A 19,382-nucleotide genomic window follows, 5' to 3' on the forward strand; every position below is an offset into this window, starting at 1 on the left:
TAGACAAAAGATAAGGAGGGATTAAAATTTGTATTATTAAGATAGTGAAAAGGCCCATTTATGAGCCTTTTATTTCGTTGAAAAATCAAACGTATGTATATAGTTTGAAAGTAGTTGATAAGGCAGGTAAGGAAAGTTATCCAGTTTATCCGTTTGTAAGGAGCAAGAATGATGTTGGGATATTGGAGGAGTTTTTGGATCAATACCTGGAGGACTTGAAAATATTCTTTACCTCTAAGGAAAAGTACAATTTTAATAGTTTTGCTTTTTTTAAGTTTGAGTTTGACACTGCTACCAAGGATAAGTTCAAAAGTCGTTGGTTTAAGCGTGGTTTGGTTGTAAATTAAAGAAAGGAGCTATAGATGAAAATAGTAAAACGTATTATTTTTGTTTTATTTGGTTTATTGGCTGTTGCCTTAATATTTAATCGTCCTATTAGGGATCTGATGATTGGGTATAAATCAAATCAATACCAGGTTATGGAAGTTTCTAAAAAAGAATTGAAGAAAAATAATCAAAAAAAGGTTGATTTCACATTTGAGAAGGTAGAAGCTATTTCTACAGAATCGGTCATTAAATCTCAAATGGCTTCACAAAAGTTACCTGTTATTGGTGGTATTGCTATTCCCGATTTAGAAATTAATTTACCAATTTTTAAGGGATTAGGCAATGATGAGTTAACTTATGGGGCAGGTACAATGAAAGAAGACCAGAAAATGGGAGAAATCAATAATTACTCATTGGCAGGTCATCATGTATTTGGTTTGATAGGTTCTTCTAAGATGTTGTTTTCGCCTTTGGAAAATGCTAAGAAGGGTATGGCAATTTATTTGACAGATAAAGAGACTGTTTTTCATTATGAGGTCATTGAAGTAAAAGAAGTTTCTCCTGAGCGGGTTGAAGTGATTGATGATGTACCTGGTCAGCGCTTAGTGACACTTATCACGTGTACTGATTTTGAAGCAAATGGTAGAACAGTTGTAGTTGGTAGATACAGCGAGAGCATACCATGGCAAAAAGCAGATGAGAAGATTTTGACTGTTTTTAGAAAAAACTATAATCAAGTAGGGGAGGAGTGATTTAGAATGAGAGTTATCAGGGCGCCGTCTTGATGAAAGATTAATAGTGAGAAATCACTATTTTTTTATTAGAAAATTAAAAGAAATTTTAGTAACAATTATTAATAATACTTTGACCGAGATGTCATAAAACTAAAAAAATAAAAAAGAAAAAGGAGATTCATCATGAATCAAGAAACAAAACAAATTTTTTCAATTCGTAAATTCAAAACAGGTACTCATTCAGCCTTGTTAGGTAAATATGGGATTGTACTTGCAGCAACTACGGCTCTAATTGGTGCTGGAAGTGTTGTAAGCGCTGATGAGACAGTGACTGGTACAAACGAGAGTATCGTTCGTGCGGTACAGAACGGGGATGGAACAGTATCAATGACTGAGCCATTTCAGATTTCAGATAGCCAAGGAAATCCTGTTGATTCAACGATTGTGACAACTGCAGCACCATTTAAAGTAGAAGAGACTGTTGATATTGCTGAAGGAGAAACAGTGACAGCTGAACCAAATGAAAGCTTGAGTAATGCTATTGATGGAGCAAATCAAGCAGGACTTGAAGTTAAGCAAGGTGATACTCAAACAGTTGCGAATGCAGAAGAGGCTAACGTTGATTATGATAAGCAGGCAGAAGAAATTAATAAGACTGTCCAAGGTTATGAAAATGACGTAACAGCTAATCAAGCAGGTAAAGCCAAGTTGGATAATGCTGTTAAAATTGCTAAGGATAGTGGTATTACAGTTGTTGATAAGGGAATTAAAGCAGTAAAAGCTTTTGATGAAACAGATTATGATTCTCAAGTAAAAGCAATTAACAAGACTGTCCAAGGTTATGAAAATGATGTAACGGTTAATCAAGCAGGTAAAGCTAAATTGGATAATGCCATTAAGAATGCTAAAGATGTTGGTGTGAATATTGATGTTTTATCAAAAGTTGTTAAAACAACTGGTGAGACTGACTATGATAAGCAAGTTAAAATTATTAATCAGATTGTAGCAGATTATAAAGCAACATTAGCAGGAGCTGAGGCTTTAAATAAACAACTAGATCAGTTGACAGTAGAAGCGAAAAAAGCTGGTTTTACTTTCAATGTTACAACTAAAACTTTGACAGTAAATAGTAAGAGTGAATTGGACTTGAAAGGAAAAGAAATTCAAGCCAAATTGGATCAATATCGGAAAGATTTGGCGGCTTATGAAGCGAAGGTAAAATCGCTGGAAGACATTACTATTCAAAAAGATGGTGATATTGTCATTACAGGTAAATTCAACGAAGACCAACGTGGTTTTGATTTTTATAAAGATATCAAGGTTGTTTATGTCGGTGATGACCAATCTGTTACTTTAGTTGATAAATTGGGGTGGACTGACAATACTATTGCTACGAATGCTAAAGGGTTGAAAATTTCAAATTTTGATAATGGTTCTGGTCGTGGTTATAGTAGCAGCGCTCCGACAGGTACAAATATTGTTTCTTCTGTAACAGGAAAATATTTGTTAACAGATATTACGGATGGTTCTAGCCTTAAATTAAAGAATGTAGGTAAGTATCAAAATGGTAAAACCATTGATATGTTACTAACCTTCAAGGTTGATTCTGAACATAAAGGAAAAACAGATAAACTAATGCCATACCTGGTAATGGGCTATGATTTTGGTGATACTCATAAGCCTATTTCGTTTGAGATGATGTCAATGGACCATGTGACAGTTGACTTTACTTATCTAGATGAAGCTGGTAATAAGGTTAAAGTGTTAGATGCACGTATTGTTTCAGACGTGGATTGGGGACAAACATCTAATGCTAAGATGAGTAACAAATATGGAATTATCAATCCTAAAGGTTCTCGATTATTGGAAGATAATAATGGTTTGAAATCAGATGGAGCAGGTGCTAATGGTATGGAAAGCGCTCCTGTAGGGACGTTCTTGTATTATGGTTTCGGTGATACTTTTACTTATGACCATTATACAGAGTTTGATACTACTACGGGCAAATATAAGACCGTGCTTGCAAGATCTTTCGTAGAATTTTCTCTCTTTGGAAGTGCTGGACAAATTACGCAGGAGTTATTTATTAAACCAACTCCAGTGAAAATTGACGTGGTGAAATATACGGTTGAAAAGCCAAGTGTTAAGGCTACTACGTACACTATTGAGAAACCAAGTGTTGAAGTAACTAGTTATACGATTGAAAAACCAGTGGTAGAATATCATTTGAATACTTACTCTAAACCGACACCGCCGACTCCAGCAGTTGTGACACCTCAACCACCAGTTAAGGTTGAATCTTCGCCAGTTACACCTGACGTTGTGAAAGCGACAGTGTTGCCAGAAACAGGAGAAGATTCCTCTAAAATGAGTGTGATTGGTCTAAGTATTCTTGGCTTACTTGGATTGGGAATATTTGGCAAACGCAAGGAGACAGAATAATGTTACGTAAAACGAAGTCTTATGGATTAGTTTCGGTGGCTTTATTTAGCTCATTATTGATTGCAGGCAATGTTGTAAAGGCGGAGGAAACTACCTCTGCCTCTACAACTACAGTAACAAGTTGGAGTACTACTGAACAGCCAATTATAACAACTGTCCCTACGACAACGATTGTTTCTCCAGAAGAGTATCAAGATTTGGCTCATCAGATTGAAGATAAGAAAGCAGAAGTTTTGAAGACTGAAGAACAATTAGGACAGTCTCAAAATGATATCGCTACTCTTACTACTGAAGTCGATACGAAGACAAAAGAGCTGGAACAGGTGGAAACGGATCTTTCTAATCAATCCCAGAAGCAGGCAGATTTGGTAAAGGCTCAAACAAGCCAACAGACAGTTGTCTCCAGTTTGAGCAGTGAAGTAGACCATTTACAAAAGCAAGTCGTCGAATCTCCTACAGTGGTCTCTCATCGAGGATACAATGCCAAATATCCTGAAGGGAGCAATCTTGCTTATTCAGAAGGCATTAAGAACGGATTTTCTGAATTTGAAACAGATATTCGCTTTACGAAAGATGGTGTACCTGTCATTCATCACGATTCGACGATTAATCGGCTTGCTCGAAATCAAGGTGGTTCTTCTATCAACGGGAATAAGTATGTTGGTAGCTATACCTTAGATGAATTAAATCAATACGATTATGGTATCTATAAAGGAGAAGAGTTTCAAGGAACAAAACTCCAGACTTTTGATGAGTTGATTAAAACTCTTTCAACGCTTGGAGCAACGTCGCTCCAGGTGGAGTTAAAAGACAATCACAGTAAGGAGCAGAAGCGCCTTTTATATGATACAGTAGCTAAATATCATTTCACAGACAAAACAACGTGGATTTCTTTCTATTGGGATTATCTTGATGATTTCAAAGAATTTAACCCTAATTCAAAATTTGTCTTGCTTGCAGGCGAGAAGAAAGCAGGGTTAATTGATAAAGCAAATAGCTTGAACAACGGTCAAAAGAATGTAGCAATCTCTATGTTTTATCCAGTTATTTCAAAAGCATTGGTAGACGAGTATAAGAGCTATGGTTACGATACTTATGCCTGGACTGTCAATGATCCAGTTACAGCTAACAATCTTGTGACTATGGGTGTGAAACGTATCATTACTGACCAAGGCTATGGCATTGGAAGTCAGTTTACTAATGATGAGTTAGTAAGTGCTTATAAGTCAAAACAAGGCTTTTTAGCAGAAGAACAGCAAAAGTTAGCTAGCTTAGATAAAGCTTTGTCTGCAATCGATATGAATGTTTTATTGTCGAAAAAAGGACAATTAGAAGCTGAAATCAAGGCTTTAAGTGAACAATTGCACCAGGAATCTAAAAAGACGGAAAGCTTACAAATTTTGCTCCTTCAAAAGAAATCAGAATTAGCAGAACTGGAAAACTTGCTTCAAACTTATGTAGTGGCAGATATTCCTAAAGATAATCTTGTAGAAGAAAAGCCAATTTTGTTGTTGGATAACCCATCAAAAGAAGCGCCTGTAAAGCAGATGAATAAAGGAACTGTTCAAAATGTCTCTGTGTCTGGTAGCAAATCAGAACAAGCAGTCTTAGAACGATCTGATAAGAACGATAATGTGACCAATAATCTTCCTGAAACAGGAGAATACAAGTCTGTATATAGTCTTATTGGTATAGCATTATTAGCTGTTATGGGATTGTTTGGATTTGGAAAGAAGTTTGTTAAGTAAATTTATAAAAGAGCCTTGTTTTTCTAGTTGGCAAGACTTTTTAGATTTAGACTAGAACAAAAAAATAAGAAAAAAGAGGAAAAATTTCTATGAAACGTGAAACGTTAAAATTAAAAGATGATTTTTTAGGTATTTTTATTTATGAAGGTTTAGGTGATGCACCACGCTATGTCGATGGTAAACAAGGAAATTATCAACGTCATTTATTGCTTAGTGAAAAACATGGTGTAGTGCATGTAATTACTGAAGCAAGTGCAGATGTGATTCCGTTTGATTCGGAAGTAAAATTGGTAGATGCATTGTTTTATCCAGACCGTAACTTAAATGGTCGTAATGTTGCTCCTGCCATGAATGTATTGGCTAAAAAAATTGAAATTGTGAAAGGTGGTACTAACTAATGGCGAAAGTTGGATTAGATTTTGGACAAAAATTACAAATTGCTGATAAATCATATCGTATTTTGAATGATGGTATTGATGTTGCAGCTGTATTAGGAGATGTTTCTTTTGCTCGTATTGAAGGTTCAGATGTAATTTATGAAGAAGTACGTGAAAATGGTGCTGTTCGTAATGAAACGACTGGTGAAGTACGTGGTGTTGTAGTTGCTCTACGTTCTGCAGAGCAAAAAGAAACAGTGTTTGTGACAATCACAGATATGTCAGAACATGAAATTGCGGAATTGAAGTTGAAATTCCGTGATGATGTAGAGTTGGATAATCCTGTAATGTCATATTCTGCGATTGATGCAAATGATGTATACAAGTTATTTGCTTCAAAGATTCGTAAGAAAGGTGCTGGTAAGCAAGAGCAACCTAAAAAAGACCAACATCAAGGTGATCAAAAAAATAAAGGTAAGGTGTAATAGATGAGATTGATTCCTAGATATAGAGGAGTTAAGGTTCGTCCATATATGCGCTTTGCCAGGGAAATTCTTTTTGGGCTTATTGGAGTGATAGGGATTATCCCTATCACCTTTTACGCCTTTTTAATCAAAGATAAGTTGCTTCAGGTAGAGGTTGTTTCAATTTCAATCATTGTAGGTTCAATAGTTTTTTGGTTATTATTTTCTTTTTTGTTTTCTAGAATATTGATTGAACAGACGGTGTTATTTGCAAAATGGGATAGATATGCCCGTTTTGCTCGTTTTTTGTTTGAAAATCGGATTGTTTATGAAAAGAAAAGAGAAAAGGGAAAGACTCGTTATAAGTTTCCAAGGATATATTTGAAACAAAATAAGTTTGATTTAGAGGTTTCTTTTGAATTAGCTGGTTCTAAGTTTCAACAGAAGTTTAAACAGATTGGTGGAGAGTTAGAAACTACATTTGCAATGGACTTTATGGAAACTGAAGATGATGAACGTTTTAAAATGTATCGTTTAGCTTATTCTGCTTTATTGAATCGTATCAAGATTTCAGATGTTTCATTCTCTTATGAAAAGGGAGTGATGTTGATGAAGAATTTTGCATGGGATTTTTTATCAGACCCACATTTGCTTGTTTCTGGTGGTACTGGTGGCGGTAAGACGGTATTTTTAAATGCTTTAATCTTATGCCTAGCAAAAATTGGTGTGGTAGATATTTGTGACCCTAAACGTGCAGATTTTGTGACACTTGGTGATGTTTTTGCGTTTAAGGATAGGGTAGTGTTTGATACTGATGATATTATCACTAAGTTTGAAGAAGCAGAAAGAGTGATGTTTGCTCGTTATGATTTTATGCGTAAGCAGATGGCAGAAGCTGGTGAAAAGGATTTGAGAAAGTTTTATGAATATGGACTAGAGCCTTATTTTTTAGTTTGTGATGAGTTTAATAGCTTTATCAATTCGCTTGATTATAAACAGCGTGATCGAGTAGAAAAAGCATTGATTAAATTAACGCTTTTGGGTCGTCAGGCAGGTGTCAATGTTATTCTTGCTATGCAGAAACCAACTGCAGAAGATATTCCGACAAAGGTTCGAGATAATATGAATATGCGTATTGTTGTCGGTCGTTTGTCTGATATGGGATATGATATGATGTTTGGTGATGTGAATAGAAACAAAGAGTTCAAGTTCATGAAGTATGTTGGTGGTATGCGTGTATATGGCAGAGGTTATTCTGCAGTTAACGGTGAAGTGGCACGTGAATTTTATTCTCCGTTACTTGAAAAAGGATTTTCATTTCATGAGGTTTATTCTAAGTTGGAAAGACGAGATAATCCATTTGATGGAAGAGTGTCTGTTTCTGGTAACAAATCAGAACAAGAAGGAGATTCTAATGATGAATATGAAGATTTAGAATTGAAGTCACTTAATGATTTTGTTAGTCAAAATGAATTGAGTGTAAAGACTGTTAAGAGAATAATTGACCTTTTGCAAAAAGGGGAGAAGTATGAATTTTTTAAGGACGACAATGGAGAATTTTTGTTAAGCCAAAAGGACGAAAAAGTTTTGTTGTGGCTTATTTCACAGAAGTCTACGACTACGTACACATGGAAGGAATTGGTGGATTCTTTCGAGGAAGAAGCGCTATTGCAGTAAATATAAGTGCCTCTTTTTGAGGAAAAAACAGATTTGGGGTAAACGAACGAGGGGTAAAGCTGGAAGCCGAGAGGCTTCCAGCTGCCGAAGTGAGTGCCGAATCTGTTCCGAAAAAAAGAGGTACTTATATTTATTTCGACCCCCGTATTTCTAATAGGGGGGTAGAGAAATGAAAAATGACAATTTCCAACCTCCCTAATCGCTTGGGGGAGTAGGGTTGAAGACGTGTCGGAGGGTGTACTAATTTTGCAAAAAAAGCGTACTATAAAAACGGTAAAAAGGAGTAAAAATGGCAAAAGAGAGTGTTATTTCTGGTAAACATTTAGCTGAGTTGAGAAGGAGTACAAAGATGAAGCAAAAACAGTTTGCGGAGTTAGTTGATATTCCTGTTGATACGATACGCTCCTGGGAGCAAGGTCGGAGAATGTTGACCGCAGATAAGTATCGTGATATTAAAAAGAAATTGGGTTATGTAGAATCTAGTCTTGATGGTGTTAGGGTAATGATTGACTATTTACGTATCACTTTCAAAGATGTGAGGGATTTAGATTGGTTTTGTCAAGAATATCTGTACTGTTCAAAACAAGATTTTGTGAGTGTAGAGAAGAAATTGATGAATTACACGCACTTGTGGCAGAGGGGGGATATTTGGATATTTGATTATGCAGATAAAACTCAAACAGACAATTATCAAATCACGCTTCAGTTATCTGGTGCTGGATGTAGGCAGTTTGAATTACTGTTGGAAAGAGCCAACACGAATTGGGTGTTGGCTTTACAAAAAATGATGTTTGAGCGTAAAGACACGAATGTTACTCGGATTGATATAGCAATGGATGAGATGTATAAAGGATTCGGTCGTGAACATGAGCAATTTCATTTATCGGATATGATTTCAAAGTGTTATAATGATGAGGTTGTTTTGGATCGAATGAAAAAGTACAACCATATTGGAGGAGGTAGTTTAGGAGATGACGAAAGCAGTGATGGTATCTCTATTTATTTTGGAAGTCGGCAGTCAGCTTTGTTTTTAAATTTTTACGAAAAACGCTTTGAATTAGCCAAGAAAGAAAATATATCTGTCGTAGAAGCATTAGAGGTCTTTGGAATTTGGAATCGGTATGAGTTACGTTTCTCTGATGAGAAAGCACATAGTTTGGTTGATGAATTCGTTAATGGAGTAGATATAGCAGAACTTGCTAAGGGGGTGTTGAATAAAGAAATTCAGGTCTATGATGGTACGAATGAGTATGGTGCATTTTTACCAGATAAAAAGTGGCAGTCTATGTTTGGTGGTGTTGCTCCTTTGAAATTGAGCACTAGTCCAGAGCATTATGATATCATGCGTACAGTTAAGTGGTTGATTTATCAGGTATCTGATTCATTGCGAATGGTGATAGAAGCTGATAAAAAGATGGCTACTGAATATTTAAAAATCATCATGGATGCAGGTGAATTGAATGAAAGGGGGCAAAAGGTTGTAGAACAACTATCTGTTGAAGATAGGAATGCACTAGATGAAATTCTAGGGATTTCATCTTAAAATTGAAAGGGGGAATTAGTATAAGAGATAGAATACAGTTAGTTGAACAATATCTTATTCGACATATAGATAAATTGGACTTGATTATTGAACAAGTCCTTTTTTTATTGCCCGATTCGTATTTTTATCGCCCTGAAATGAATAGTGGTATATTTCAGAGATTAAGAGATGAGATGGCAGAGGTGAGGAGAAAACAAAATTTTCCAGCTTACTTTGGTGATAAATCATTAAAGCAGAAACACCAAAAATTAGTGAGTGAGTATGAGAAACAACTAACTTATTTGGCAAACTCCAAAAGAGAGCTGTTAAAAGAAGAATTATTATTAGAAAGTGAGGGTATGAAATGTGCTTGTTTGATTAGTCTAATTAGTCAGTATCGGTTATTAGACCATTTAAGAAAATTTCAATGAAAGTATGAAAGTGATAAGAAGTCCACCTGAAAATAAGGTTATAAAAATAAAAAAATTACAAAAAGATAAGGAAAAATTGAAATGAATAAAGAAGAAAAACAAGCTATTATTAAAGCTATAAAAACTGTTGCCAATGAATTTGGTGAAGCTCTTATTGCTCGCAATTGGGAAGAAGCTGATGAAATTCACAGTAGGTTAAAACCACTATTGGAACAAGATGAGTTGCAAGACATGACAGAACGTGAGCTAACACAAGAAGGTGTTGTACAAATCAAAGCTGATGTGAAGAAATTTTATTATTGGTCTAGTGAACGTCGCAAAGTTGAAGGGGCGTTGGCTGCTAAAGGGAAGTCAATTTTATCAGCGATTTCATGATGGTTGGTATGGAATTTTGTGAGGAGGGCTAGTCATTTAACTAGCCTTTTTAATTTAAGGAGGAAAAAATGTCAGTAACAGTTATTCATGATTCATATAGTGAACTATGCCATGATACCTTTTATGGTAAGCATTTTTTAGAATTACCAGAACATATTATTGAGGCTTTAGATGGTTATTTTGATGGTCAGACGATCAATCTTTCAGGTGATGGTAGTCATCCTGATAACATATGGGTTAATTCCTATGTTTGTTTAGATAGTGATGAACTTTTAACCTATCAGACTAAAATGCTTTCACATGAAGAATTTGAGGCATTGCAGGAATCGGATTCTTTGTATGATTACATTGAAAAAAATGAAGATGAAATCAATAATCGCTTGAGTGAAAAATTCTATGTTTTAGGTCGTGACGACTTAGAGTGGCATTTGTTGCAGTGAGAGGAGAAATCACGTGGAAAAAAATGAAAATGATAGATCGTTAGAATTGAAATTTTAAATAAATAATAAAGGAGAAGCAATGATTAGAGCAAAAATTAGAAATCCTGTAAATGGTCGTTCGTTATGGTTTAATTTTCCATTATATTTTGGTCGGCTTTCGTTGATTGGACATAGTTGTAACTATGAAGATGAGGTGGAAGTGATAGAGCTAGAGGGAACTCCAGAATTTCCAATTGGTATTTGTAAAGTAGCTGATTTGGAGGAGTTGAATCGCCTGGCGGAGAGGTAATTATATGTTAGCACGTATTAGATTACACAATAATGGTGAAGGTCGGAATCTTCCTAGAGTAGTAGATTTGTTACGTTTTAGTGAAGAAGATATTCGCAATCGTTTAAGGGATTTGGGTTATTCTTATGATTCGGAATTACTGGTAACTGGCTTTGAAGATTGGGAAGTCGAATACAATATGTCACTTACTCAAGCCTATATGTTGAAAGTCGTACTAGTTGGCTATTATGATAATGATGAATTTATTTTAGTTCATCAGTTGAAACGTAGAATACCTATAATGGATATTTGTCTTAACCATTATAAATTTCTCTCTAGAAATGAAGTAGAAGTTATGAAACATATTTTGAAAAATTGTGAGATGAACTCCGTTATTGAGTTCTTTTTTCAATCTCAAAATTGGGTCAATGCTGTATCTGCTTATGTTGAAAGTGGATATTTGTTAAATACAAACAATGGATTTTATTACTTGGATGAATAATTAGTAAGTATAAAAGTATTAGATAATTTCAAAGTTATCTATAAAAGAAAGGAATAAAAAGTGTTTATAAATAAAGAAATTTTTAGTTTTCGAAAAATTAAAGTAGGTCTTGTAGGATTAGTTGCTACAACCACTATTTTTTCAGGTAGCAGTGTTACACTTGCGGATGAACTTTTAACCAATTCAGATGACATTTCGGCTGATGTTGTTAATGATAAGGAACCCGTTTTGGTTGATTTAAAATCAGTTGAAACATTAGATGGACTTGAGCCAGTTTCTCCAACTCCATCTGAACCACAGGAAGAGCCAGTTTCTCCAACTCCGTTTGAACCACGGGAAGAGCCAGTTTCTCCAACTCCGTTTGAACCACAGGAAAAGCCAGTTTTTCCAACTCCGTCTGAACCACAGGAAAAGCCAGTTTCTCCAACTCCGTCTACTCCTCAAGAAGAACCAGTTGTTGTGAATCCTGTAGAAAATCCCATAGAAATATCACAAGGAAAAATTGTTGGTACACAAAATGGAAGTTTAGTAATTCAGGGTTCTGATGGTCTAGTTAATACTTTTTCTGCAGATAGTGTTGGTGGGACTATTCGGGAAGATGGAACAATTTTAGTGAAAGATTCAACTGGTAAGTTAACACGACTTCCAAATACAGGTCAGAAAATGCTTGATTCGCTTATTATGACTGCTATGGGTGTTATTGGTTTGTTTGGAGTAGCTTTTATAAAATTAAAAAATGCTTTAGGATAACTTTTTTAAGTTGTTGTTTGAGAAAGGAGAAACATGAATTTTGAAAAACTTATTGATTATATCAGTCAGTTTTGTAAAGTCAAGAAAGTAAAAGAAAAGCCATCAGTAAAACATGTAAGACAACGTTCTGCAAATTTTTTAGTATATGGAATGTTGTTTTTATTTGTATCTATTGGTTTGCTAGGAAGCTTACGTGCAATTAGTTTATCTAGTCAAGTTAGTTCTTTACAAATGCAAGTAAAAGAATTTAAAGGGACTGTCTCTGATTTTCCAACTAATCAAACGGATATAGATATATCAAAACTTCGTCAGTATATGTTTGACTTTTTAAAAGTTTATATTAATTATACTGATGAAACAGCTTCTGATAGGCAAGTAGAGTTACAGAAATATTATTCTTTCTCTAATGATTTGGATTCTAGTGAAAGTGTAAATGAAGTACGTACTTTGACAGGTCAAAACATGATTGGTTTGAATAAGGAAGGTGATTTGTATATTGCAGATTTGAAATTGTCTTACGATACTGTGGAAGAAGGTAAGACTGTATCTCGTTTGCGAGTACTTGCAGTTCCTTTTAAAACAGAAAATGGGTTATTTTCGATTGTCAGTCCTCCTTTCTATAAACAAGAAGATGTGTTGACAGGAAAGTCAGAAGCATTATTACGTAAGAAAACTGAAGATGTAGAACGTGTGGACGAAGAAGTTTCAAAATCTATCAAAGAATTTTTATCTGTATTTTTTGAAAAGTATGCGTCAAGTAACGAAACAGATTTGGCATTATTGATGAAAACCCCGTTTTATATGGGTGGTCAATATGTAGTTGAATCGATTAATGATAGTTCTGTTCTGATTTATAAAAAAGGAGACAATACGATTGTACAGTTGTCAGTTATTTTTAAAGATAGGAGCGGAAGTACTCATTCGGAGAATTTCACACTCTATCTTGTGAAGCAAGATAGTGGTTGGTTTGTAAATGATTTGTATCATTATTTTAAATAAAAAGGAGTATATATATGTTTAATGGTTTATCGGAATTTATGAAAGGTGATGGAACAATTGCCATTTCAGCTATTGCAGTTATTCTTTTGTTAAAAACATGGAAAAAATCAGACTGGGTTGGCTTGGGAACTACGCTAGTTTTTTGGGGAATTATCATGAGTGTTATTCAAGGACAACAGATTCTTTCATTTGTTGGTAAAGTGCTACGTTGGGTTGGTATTGAGACGGGTTTGTAATATGAAGTATGAAGAAATTTTTGATTATTCAGAAGGTCTTTCTGCACCATATTGGATTCAAGAAATTCGTACCAAAAAGGGAAAGTTGATTGCTAGTTTTTCAGTACCAATTCAACTTTCCTATTTTGTTGTATTTATTGCTGTAGTTTTACTATTAATGACATTGTTTAAACCAGTGATTGATTTTCTACATTTTTTTGTTAAGGGTGCAGTTTATGTTCTGTATTATTTTGTACCGAATAGAATTGCTCGTTGGTATTCAGAATATGATGTTGATGGAAAACCAATGCTTTATTTTATAAGGGATTGGTTTTTTTATATGTTTGATTTTGGATTGAACAAAAAATCTATTTATCAGTCTGATAGAGTTAACAAAATTGAAGAAATTCAATTTGAAAAAACACAATTATGATTTAAGTAGATGTCAAAGTCTACTTAAATATAAGGGTTAAAAATCCCTATAAATATTAAATAAAAAAGTAGAAAAGGAGAAGGAATGGTTATTGATTTAGCTTATCCAATTGTGAGTACAAATAAGAATATAGCTCTACGTAAAGATAATAGCGCAATTGCATATTATCGTATCCCTAATACACCTATCACTGTAACGGATAAGGTTAAAAAAGAAAAGCATAAAAAACTTATAGAACGTGTTCTTTTAAAGTTGAAAAATCAAAAGAATTTTGAGATTAAGTTAATTCCAAAAGATTATTTACTGGAAGAAAAAATGCGTGATTTTGCAAGTGCATTGAGTGAGGAAGCATTAGAAGTAGGTAAGTATTATCAAGAGAAGCTAGTAAAGGATTTGACTGCTGAAATGCAAATACCTTATCAATATGATTGGCTGATTGGAGTGGATATTCGGAGATTGACGGTTGATGCAAGCTTACAAGCACTTGTATTTGAAAAAATCAATTTACTTGCAAAATCTGTTCTATCCGCTTTTCAGTATGAAGTACCACTTGAAGAGGATTGGTATAAAAACTATAGCGAAGATGAAAATAATGTTTATCAAATATTGCGTCCTTTGAAAGCAAAAAGATTGACAGATAAAGATATGTTTTATTATCAGCGAATGCAGTTTTTACGCTATATCCCTCATTTAAAAGAGGAAGTAATTGCGAATCGTATGCTTGAAAATGTAACAGATACTAGATTGACGGTGATTGAAGATGGTGTCTTAAAACTAGAAAGTTCTTATGGTATATCCTATGTCGATATTTTGCCTATCGGAGAATTTCCTATTATTTTCAATAAATTTCATATTGCAGAGTTTGTTCAACGTTTTAATTTTGCGGTGGAACTTGATATTTTTGGAGAATTTATTGATAACTCCTCTATTAAAGGAACGATGGCTAGAAGTAATGTGCGTTATTTAAATATTATGAAAGAAGCACAGTCTAGTAATACAGTTCAGCAAGAGAAAATCATTTTAGGAAATCGTAGTTTAAAAGATCTTATGCGTAAGGTTGGCAATAAACAAGATTTGATTGAGTTTTCTACTAATCTTATTTTATCTGCTTCTAGCTTAGAAAGTTTACGTAAACGTAGACAGATTGTATTGAATTTTTTTCAAGATTTGAAAGTGGGAATATATGAATCACGTTATGATACACCGTATTTATTTCAGGCAAGTTTAATGGGACAGCGTTTGTCTCGAACAAGTAAGTTTTGGAATCATTTGACACTTGTTAAGGGGGTGTCAGAATTGATGTTATTCACTAATACATTTTCGGGAAATAGGATTGGCTGGTATATTGGGCGTGTCGATAACAATATAAATCAGTGGGATGACTTATCAAGTGCTGTTAGTGCCTCGAAGAACATTGTTCTGTATAATTCAACTGTTGGTAACAAGGAAGGAGTAGAAGGAAAGCAGACAAAGAATCCCCATTTTGCTATTACAGGAGCAACGGGGGAAGGGAAGTCTTATCTAGCAGAACTAATTTTTATTTTAACATCATTTGAAAGAGTAAAACTTCTTTATATTGATCCGAAGCGTTCTATTAGGAAACATTGGGAAGAAAAGATTAATTCTGAATTATTTAGGAAGAAATACCCATTATTATCTAAGCATATTTCAAAATTTAACTTTATTACTTTAGATGCAAAAAATGCGAATAATAAAGGAGTATTAGACCCTATTGTAGTTCTACTAGATGAGAGTATAGATAAGGACGGTCATGTAACGTATGATGAGAACAATGCTATTAGTACTTGTAAGAATATGTTGTTTTATTTATTACATGATGAAGATTTATCAATGAAACAGAAGACTGTTTTAGGGGATGTTATTTCTAAAGTTGTTCGTCGACGTGTAACAGGTGAGAAAGTAGGTTTTAGGACAGTTCTTGATTTATTAGTTGCGGATAAGCGTTCAGATATATCAGAGTTAGGAGAGTTTTTAATTTCGGTAGTTAATGATTCTATTCTTGAGTTAGCATTTTCTGATGGTAATGTGCAAGGCTTGAGTTATGATAAGCGTGTAACGGTATTAGAAGTGGCAGATTTATCTCTTCCAAAGTCTTCAGGTCAGAATAGAGATGTCAAATTATCAGATCATGAACAAAAGTCAATTGTATTAATGTTTTCACTTGGAGCATTTTGTCGGAGATTTGGTGAACGGAATCAGGAAGAAGATACAATTGAATTTTTCGATGAAGCGTGGGTTTTGTTGTCAAGTAATGAGGGTAAAACCGTTATTGATAACATGAAGCGTATTGGTCGTTATTATAATAATGTATTAGGTTTGATTACTCAATCTATACATGATACCAATACAGAAGATGATTCGACTGGTTTTGGTACTCTATTTGCTTTTAAGGAGCCTTCGGAATTAGGCGATATATTGGAACATTTAGGATTAGAAAATAATGAAAAAAATATGGAGTGGATTTCAAATATGATTTCAGGTCAATGTCTCTATAAGGATGTATATGGTAATTTAAATATGATTACAGTACATACTAATGCACAAGGTATAGATGAATTGTTGAAACCAATGAAATCTACTGTCGCAAGTAATCTTGAAAATAAATATGCGGGATAGAAAGGAGTAGAATGGAAAAATTAAAAGGAATAGATATTTTTCTATTTAGATCATATTTAGAAAAGCCTGGTTTTACGGATATTGGTGCGGGTATATGGGAAATTTTAAATTTTATTTTTGTGAATCTTCCATTTATGCTACTCAATGTGATAGTGCTTTTTTATTCAAATCTTTTAAAATTTATGGAAAATTTTTCTATTTATCACCTATATAAAACCATTATTTATGATAATTCTAAGACTATATGGAAATATATGATTGGTGATGGAAGTGGTGTATTTTCAAATACATCAATTCTTTATGTTTTGCTGACAATATCTGTTGTTTATCTTTTTATCCAGTGGGCGTTATCCCGTGGAAATTTTTCGCGTAAGGTACTGCACTTATTAATGGTTATTACACTTTCCTTTGGATATTTTGGCACAATTAATGGAACGTCAGGTGGTATTTTTTTATTAGATGGTATTTATAAGTTATCTGATGAAATGATTAAAACCGTTAATTCTGTATCCATCAAAATAAAAGATAATGAGACTGTAGATACTACGGTAAATTTTTCTGATAGTTACATTGAAGATACCTCCTATCAGACTTATCTATATGTGAATACAGGTAGAATAGATGGCAAATTTTTCAATAATCAAACAGAGAAAGAGGAAAAATTCCCTACCGATAAAATCTTGGGCAAAGTCGATGACACGGGTACCTTTAAAGCTGTATTGGAAAAAGATAGGGTTGATACAATTAATCGTTTGGGTAGAGATTCTGGGGACAATAAGGAAAAGAATAGATGGCTTTCCGCTGTTCCAGATTTCTTATTCATGAAGATGTTCTATGTGATATCTTCTATCTTTAAAGCAATTGTTTTACCGCTTCCTTACCTTGTCATTTTTATATTAAAAATGATGGCTGAATTATTGGTACTAGTTTTAATGCTTATTTTTCCGATTGCTGTTGTTTTATCATTTATTCCACGTTTTCAGGATATATTATTTGGATTTTTTAAGTTGATTTTAATATCTGTGACGATACCATCTTTTGGCTCTATTATGTTGTTGGTAGTATCTGTTGTTAACTTACTTATTTCCAGTTTTTTAGCTAATGCTCTTTCAACTGATGGACAAAGTACTGCGACTAATTTATTAGTCACTAATTTCATATTTTCTTTCATATCTGCGATTATCTATATTGCATTTTGGAAGAACAAAGGCTTTATATTGACTTTTCTTGCAGGGAATATTGGATCCAGTGTTTCTGATGGAGTGGATGAAGGTGTGCTTTTTGCAGGTAGTGGCTTTTATAATTTGAATGATTACGTAAACTATATGAAAACTCGTTATCAAGATACAGAGATTACACCTGATTTAGAAATGCAGGATTATGAAGTAGATGATACACCTGAAATGGTTGAAATTGAAGGAGAGGAAACTTACGTAAAGCAGTCTGATATAGATGATTATGAAGTATCTGAAGAACAGGAGAATCCTTTTGACAAATCAGATGAAGAAACTGGTGATGTTTCTAATCCAGAAGGAAGTGGTGAAGAGAAGGTAGATTCAGAGGCTGATCTTTATAATGAATTTGAGGCAGAAGATGATCAGAATCATTCTCCAGAAGAATCAGAGGTGTTTCCTTACCAAGAAAAACATATAGAAAATCTAGATGACGAACCTACTATCATGGAAACGGAAGATAGTGATAACATGACTGATTTAGAAGATGAGTTTTCTGGTGAAAATCAAGCAGAAAAGGAAATAAATGATCTTCCAGAAGAATCAGAACAAGAACTGGAAATAGAAGATAATCAGGTAGAAGAACGACCAGTTGAAAATGTTGATAGAAATGTTGAGACTTTGATTACTGAATTTAGAGATGATGACAATAAGAAAGGAGAGGGAGCAATTGAAGAAGTGGATTAAACGTACATTGTTTATCACTTTGATTACGGTATTCTTTCCAGTTATATTGATTATCATTGTTGCAGGTGGAAGTGCGAGTAGCAGTGCTTCTTCTGTAGTAGATGGTATTACGTATGTAGAACATTGGACAAATGGTGATGCGTATAGTCATAATTTTCTTCATCAACGTTACGGTATCACTGTAGAGCAAATCGAAGGTTTTATCCGAAGTCAGGGATTTGAGCCAGTAGGTCGAGCCAGTGGCGAGAAGTTTTTGTATTATCAAAAAATCAGTGGAATAGATGTACGAGTTTTAATGGCTATAGCCCAAATGGAGAGTGGTTATGGTTCTGCAGGGGTCGCAAAACAATTTCCTAGTTCCAATATGTGGGGTTATGGTGCTTTTGACAGTAATCCCAATAACGGAGGTGGCTGGAGTAGTGAGATGGCTTTAACTAATTTTAAAAGTTATCAAATTCTCACTCTTGGCAATACCTCGTTTAAGATTATGGATGAACGTGCTATCCAGTACAAAAATGGGACCTTGCCTGCAGGTAAAGGCGTGTATTATACAGATACAAGTGGCACTGGTAAAGTTCGTGCGGATTTGATGGAGAAGTTTGATAAGTATATTGATGCACATGGTGGTACTCCAAAACCACCTCAAACCAGTGTAGTAGCTGTTTCTGGTGGTGGAACTCTAGCGTCAAGCTGGGATTTTCCTATTCAGTATGCTGGTAAATTAAAATATGGTCAACCATCATCTGCGTCATTGACAACTCAGGCTGGTAGTGGCTATCCAGTAGGACAGTGCACTTGGTATGTGTACAATCGTTTAATGGAGGTAGGCATTATCACTGCAGGTGATGGATATGGCTACTTAGGTAACGGTCAAGATTGGGTAGGCAGTTTAGTAGCACGTGGTTGGACACAAGTTTCTCAACCAGTAGCAGGAGCAGTTGTGTCCGAGAGGTATGGTGCTTATGGACACGTTGCATTTGTTGAATATGTGAATCCTGATGGCTCGTTTTTAATTAGTGAGTGTAACTATGCAGGGAATCAAACACAAGTACATTTTAGAGTATTAACTCATGCACATAATTTTACATATGCGGTAAGGAAGTAAAAAAATAGATTTTGCGT

The 19,382-nt window shown here is 34.4% G+C and carries 20 protein-coding genes; all 20 read left to right on the forward strand.

Annotated elements, in window-relative coordinates:
• Nucleotides 1–77: 77 nt before the first annotated feature.
• The 20 genes from A3I9_RS0101305 (at nucleotide 78) to A3I9_RS0101405 (ending at nucleotide 19,365) form a co-directional block, all read left to right on the forward strand.
• Complete coding sequence (locus A3I9_RS0101305) at nucleotides 78–347, forward strand: hypothetical protein (protein ID WP_169333642.1); 270 nt, start codon at nucleotides 78–80, stop codon at nucleotides 345–347.
• 15 nt (nucleotides 348–362) lie between these two features.
• Nucleotides 363–1,079 carry a class A sortase gene (locus A3I9_RS0101310; RefSeq protein WP_018377280.1) on the forward strand — a complete coding sequence of 239 codons (717 nt, stop codon included), beginning with the start codon at nucleotides 363–365 and terminating at the stop codon, nucleotides 1,077–1,079.
• A 165-nt stretch (nucleotides 1,080–1,244) separates the two neighbouring features.
• A complete protein-coding gene (locus tag A3I9_RS0101315) occupies nucleotides 1,245–3,503 on the forward strand; it encodes an LPXTG cell wall anchor domain-containing protein (RefSeq protein ID WP_018377281.1) in 2,259 nt (752 codons plus the stop codon).
• Nucleotides 3,503–5,251 (forward strand): glycerophosphodiester phosphodiesterase family protein, encoded by a 1,749-nt coding sequence (locus tag A3I9_RS0101320; RefSeq protein WP_018377282.1) that lies wholly within the window; start codon nucleotides 3,503–3,505, stop codon nucleotides 5,249–5,251. Before A3I9_RS0101315 ends, A3I9_RS0101320 begins: the two co-directional genes overlap by 1 nt.
• An 89-nt stretch (nucleotides 5,252–5,340) precedes the next feature.
• Nucleotides 5,341–5,649 carry a hypothetical protein gene (locus A3I9_RS0101325; protein WP_018377283.1) on the forward strand — a complete coding sequence of 103 codons (309 nt, stop codon included), beginning with the start codon at nucleotides 5,341–5,343 and terminating at the stop codon, nucleotides 5,647–5,649.
• The gene (locus tag A3I9_RS0101330; RefSeq protein ID WP_018377284.1) at nucleotides 5,649–6,113 is read left to right on the forward strand and encodes a hypothetical protein; all 465 of its coding nucleotides are present in this window, start codon (nucleotides 5,649–5,651) and stop codon (nucleotides 6,111–6,113) included. Before A3I9_RS0101325 ends, A3I9_RS0101330 begins: the two co-directional genes overlap by 1 nt.
• Nucleotides 6,114–6,116: 3 nt before the next feature.
• Complete coding sequence (locus tag A3I9_RS0101335; RefSeq protein ID WP_026217281.1) at nucleotides 6,117–7,769, forward strand: FtsK/SpoIIIE domain-containing protein; 1,653 nt, start codon at nucleotides 6,117–6,119, stop codon at nucleotides 7,767–7,769.
• A 289-nt stretch (nucleotides 7,770–8,058) separates the two neighbouring features.
• Entirely contained in the window at nucleotides 8,059–9,312 is a 1,254-nt protein-coding gene (locus tag A3I9_RS0101340) for a replication initiation factor domain-containing protein (RefSeq protein ID WP_018377286.1), read from the forward strand.
• A gap of 80 nt (nucleotides 9,313–9,392) precedes the next feature.
• Nucleotides 9,393–9,722 (forward strand): hypothetical protein, encoded by a 330-nt coding sequence (locus A3I9_RS0101345; RefSeq protein WP_156809151.1) that lies wholly within the window; start codon nucleotides 9,393–9,395, stop codon nucleotides 9,720–9,722.
• Nucleotides 9,723–9,803: 81 nt separating this feature from the next.
• On the forward strand, nucleotides 9,804–10,097 hold the full coding sequence (locus A3I9_RS0101355) for a hypothetical protein (RefSeq protein WP_018377288.1): 294 nt from the start codon (nucleotides 9,804–9,806) through the stop codon (nucleotides 10,095–10,097).
• A 68-nt stretch (nucleotides 10,098–10,165) separates the two neighbouring features.
• Nucleotides 10,166–10,537, forward strand: a complete 372-nt coding sequence (locus A3I9_RS0101360) for a hypothetical protein (protein ID WP_018377289.1) — start codon at nucleotides 10,166–10,168, stop codon at nucleotides 10,535–10,537.
• Between the two features lie 79 nt (nucleotides 10,538–10,616).
• Entirely contained in the window at nucleotides 10,617–10,826 is a 210-nt protein-coding gene (locus A3I9_RS0101365) for a hypothetical protein (RefSeq protein WP_018377290.1), read from the forward strand.
• Nucleotides 10,827–10,830: 4 nt separating this feature from the next.
• Complete coding sequence (locus A3I9_RS0101370) at nucleotides 10,831–11,307, forward strand: hypothetical protein (protein ID WP_018377291.1); 477 nt, start codon at nucleotides 10,831–10,833, stop codon at nucleotides 11,305–11,307.
• A 60-nt stretch (nucleotides 11,308–11,367) separates the two neighbouring features.
• Nucleotides 11,368–12,057, forward strand: coding sequence for a hypothetical protein (locus A3I9_RS0101375; protein ID WP_018377292.1), 690 nt, complete (start codon nucleotides 11,368–11,370; stop codon nucleotides 12,055–12,057).
• Nucleotides 12,058–12,090: 33 nt separating this feature from the next.
• On the forward strand, nucleotides 12,091–13,056 hold the full coding sequence (locus A3I9_RS0101380; RefSeq protein WP_018377293.1) for a conjugal transfer protein: 966 nt from the start codon (nucleotides 12,091–12,093) through the stop codon (nucleotides 13,054–13,056).
• A gap of 14 nt (nucleotides 13,057–13,070) precedes the next feature.
• On the forward strand, nucleotides 13,071–13,292 hold the full coding sequence (locus tag A3I9_RS0101385) for a hypothetical protein (RefSeq protein ID WP_018377294.1): 222 nt from the start codon (nucleotides 13,071–13,073) through the stop codon (nucleotides 13,290–13,292).
• A 1-nt stretch (nucleotide 13,293) separates the two neighbouring features.
• Entirely contained in the window at nucleotides 13,294–13,704 is a 411-nt protein-coding gene (locus A3I9_RS0101390) for a conjugal transfer protein (protein WP_018377295.1), read from the forward strand.
• A gap of 84 nt (nucleotides 13,705–13,788) precedes the next feature.
• A complete protein-coding gene (locus A3I9_RS0101395) occupies nucleotides 13,789–16,341 on the forward strand; it encodes an ATP-binding protein (protein WP_018377296.1) in 2,553 nt (850 codons plus the stop codon).
• Between the two features lie 11 nt (nucleotides 16,342–16,352).
• Nucleotides 16,353–18,260, forward strand: a complete 1,908-nt coding sequence (locus A3I9_RS0101400) for a hypothetical protein (protein ID WP_018377297.1) — start codon at nucleotides 16,353–16,355, stop codon at nucleotides 18,258–18,260.
• Nucleotides 18,244–19,365, forward strand: a complete 1,122-nt coding sequence (locus A3I9_RS0101405) for a CHAP domain-containing protein (RefSeq protein ID WP_018377298.1) — start codon at nucleotides 18,244–18,246, stop codon at nucleotides 19,363–19,365. Before A3I9_RS0101400 ends, A3I9_RS0101405 begins: the two co-directional genes overlap by 17 nt.
• Nucleotides 19,366–19,382: the final 17 nt, after the last annotated feature.

Source organism: Streptococcus ovis DSM 16829 (assembly GCF_000380125.1).
Classification (GTDB): domain Bacteria; phylum Bacillota; class Bacilli; order Lactobacillales; family Streptococcaceae; genus Streptococcus; species Streptococcus ovis.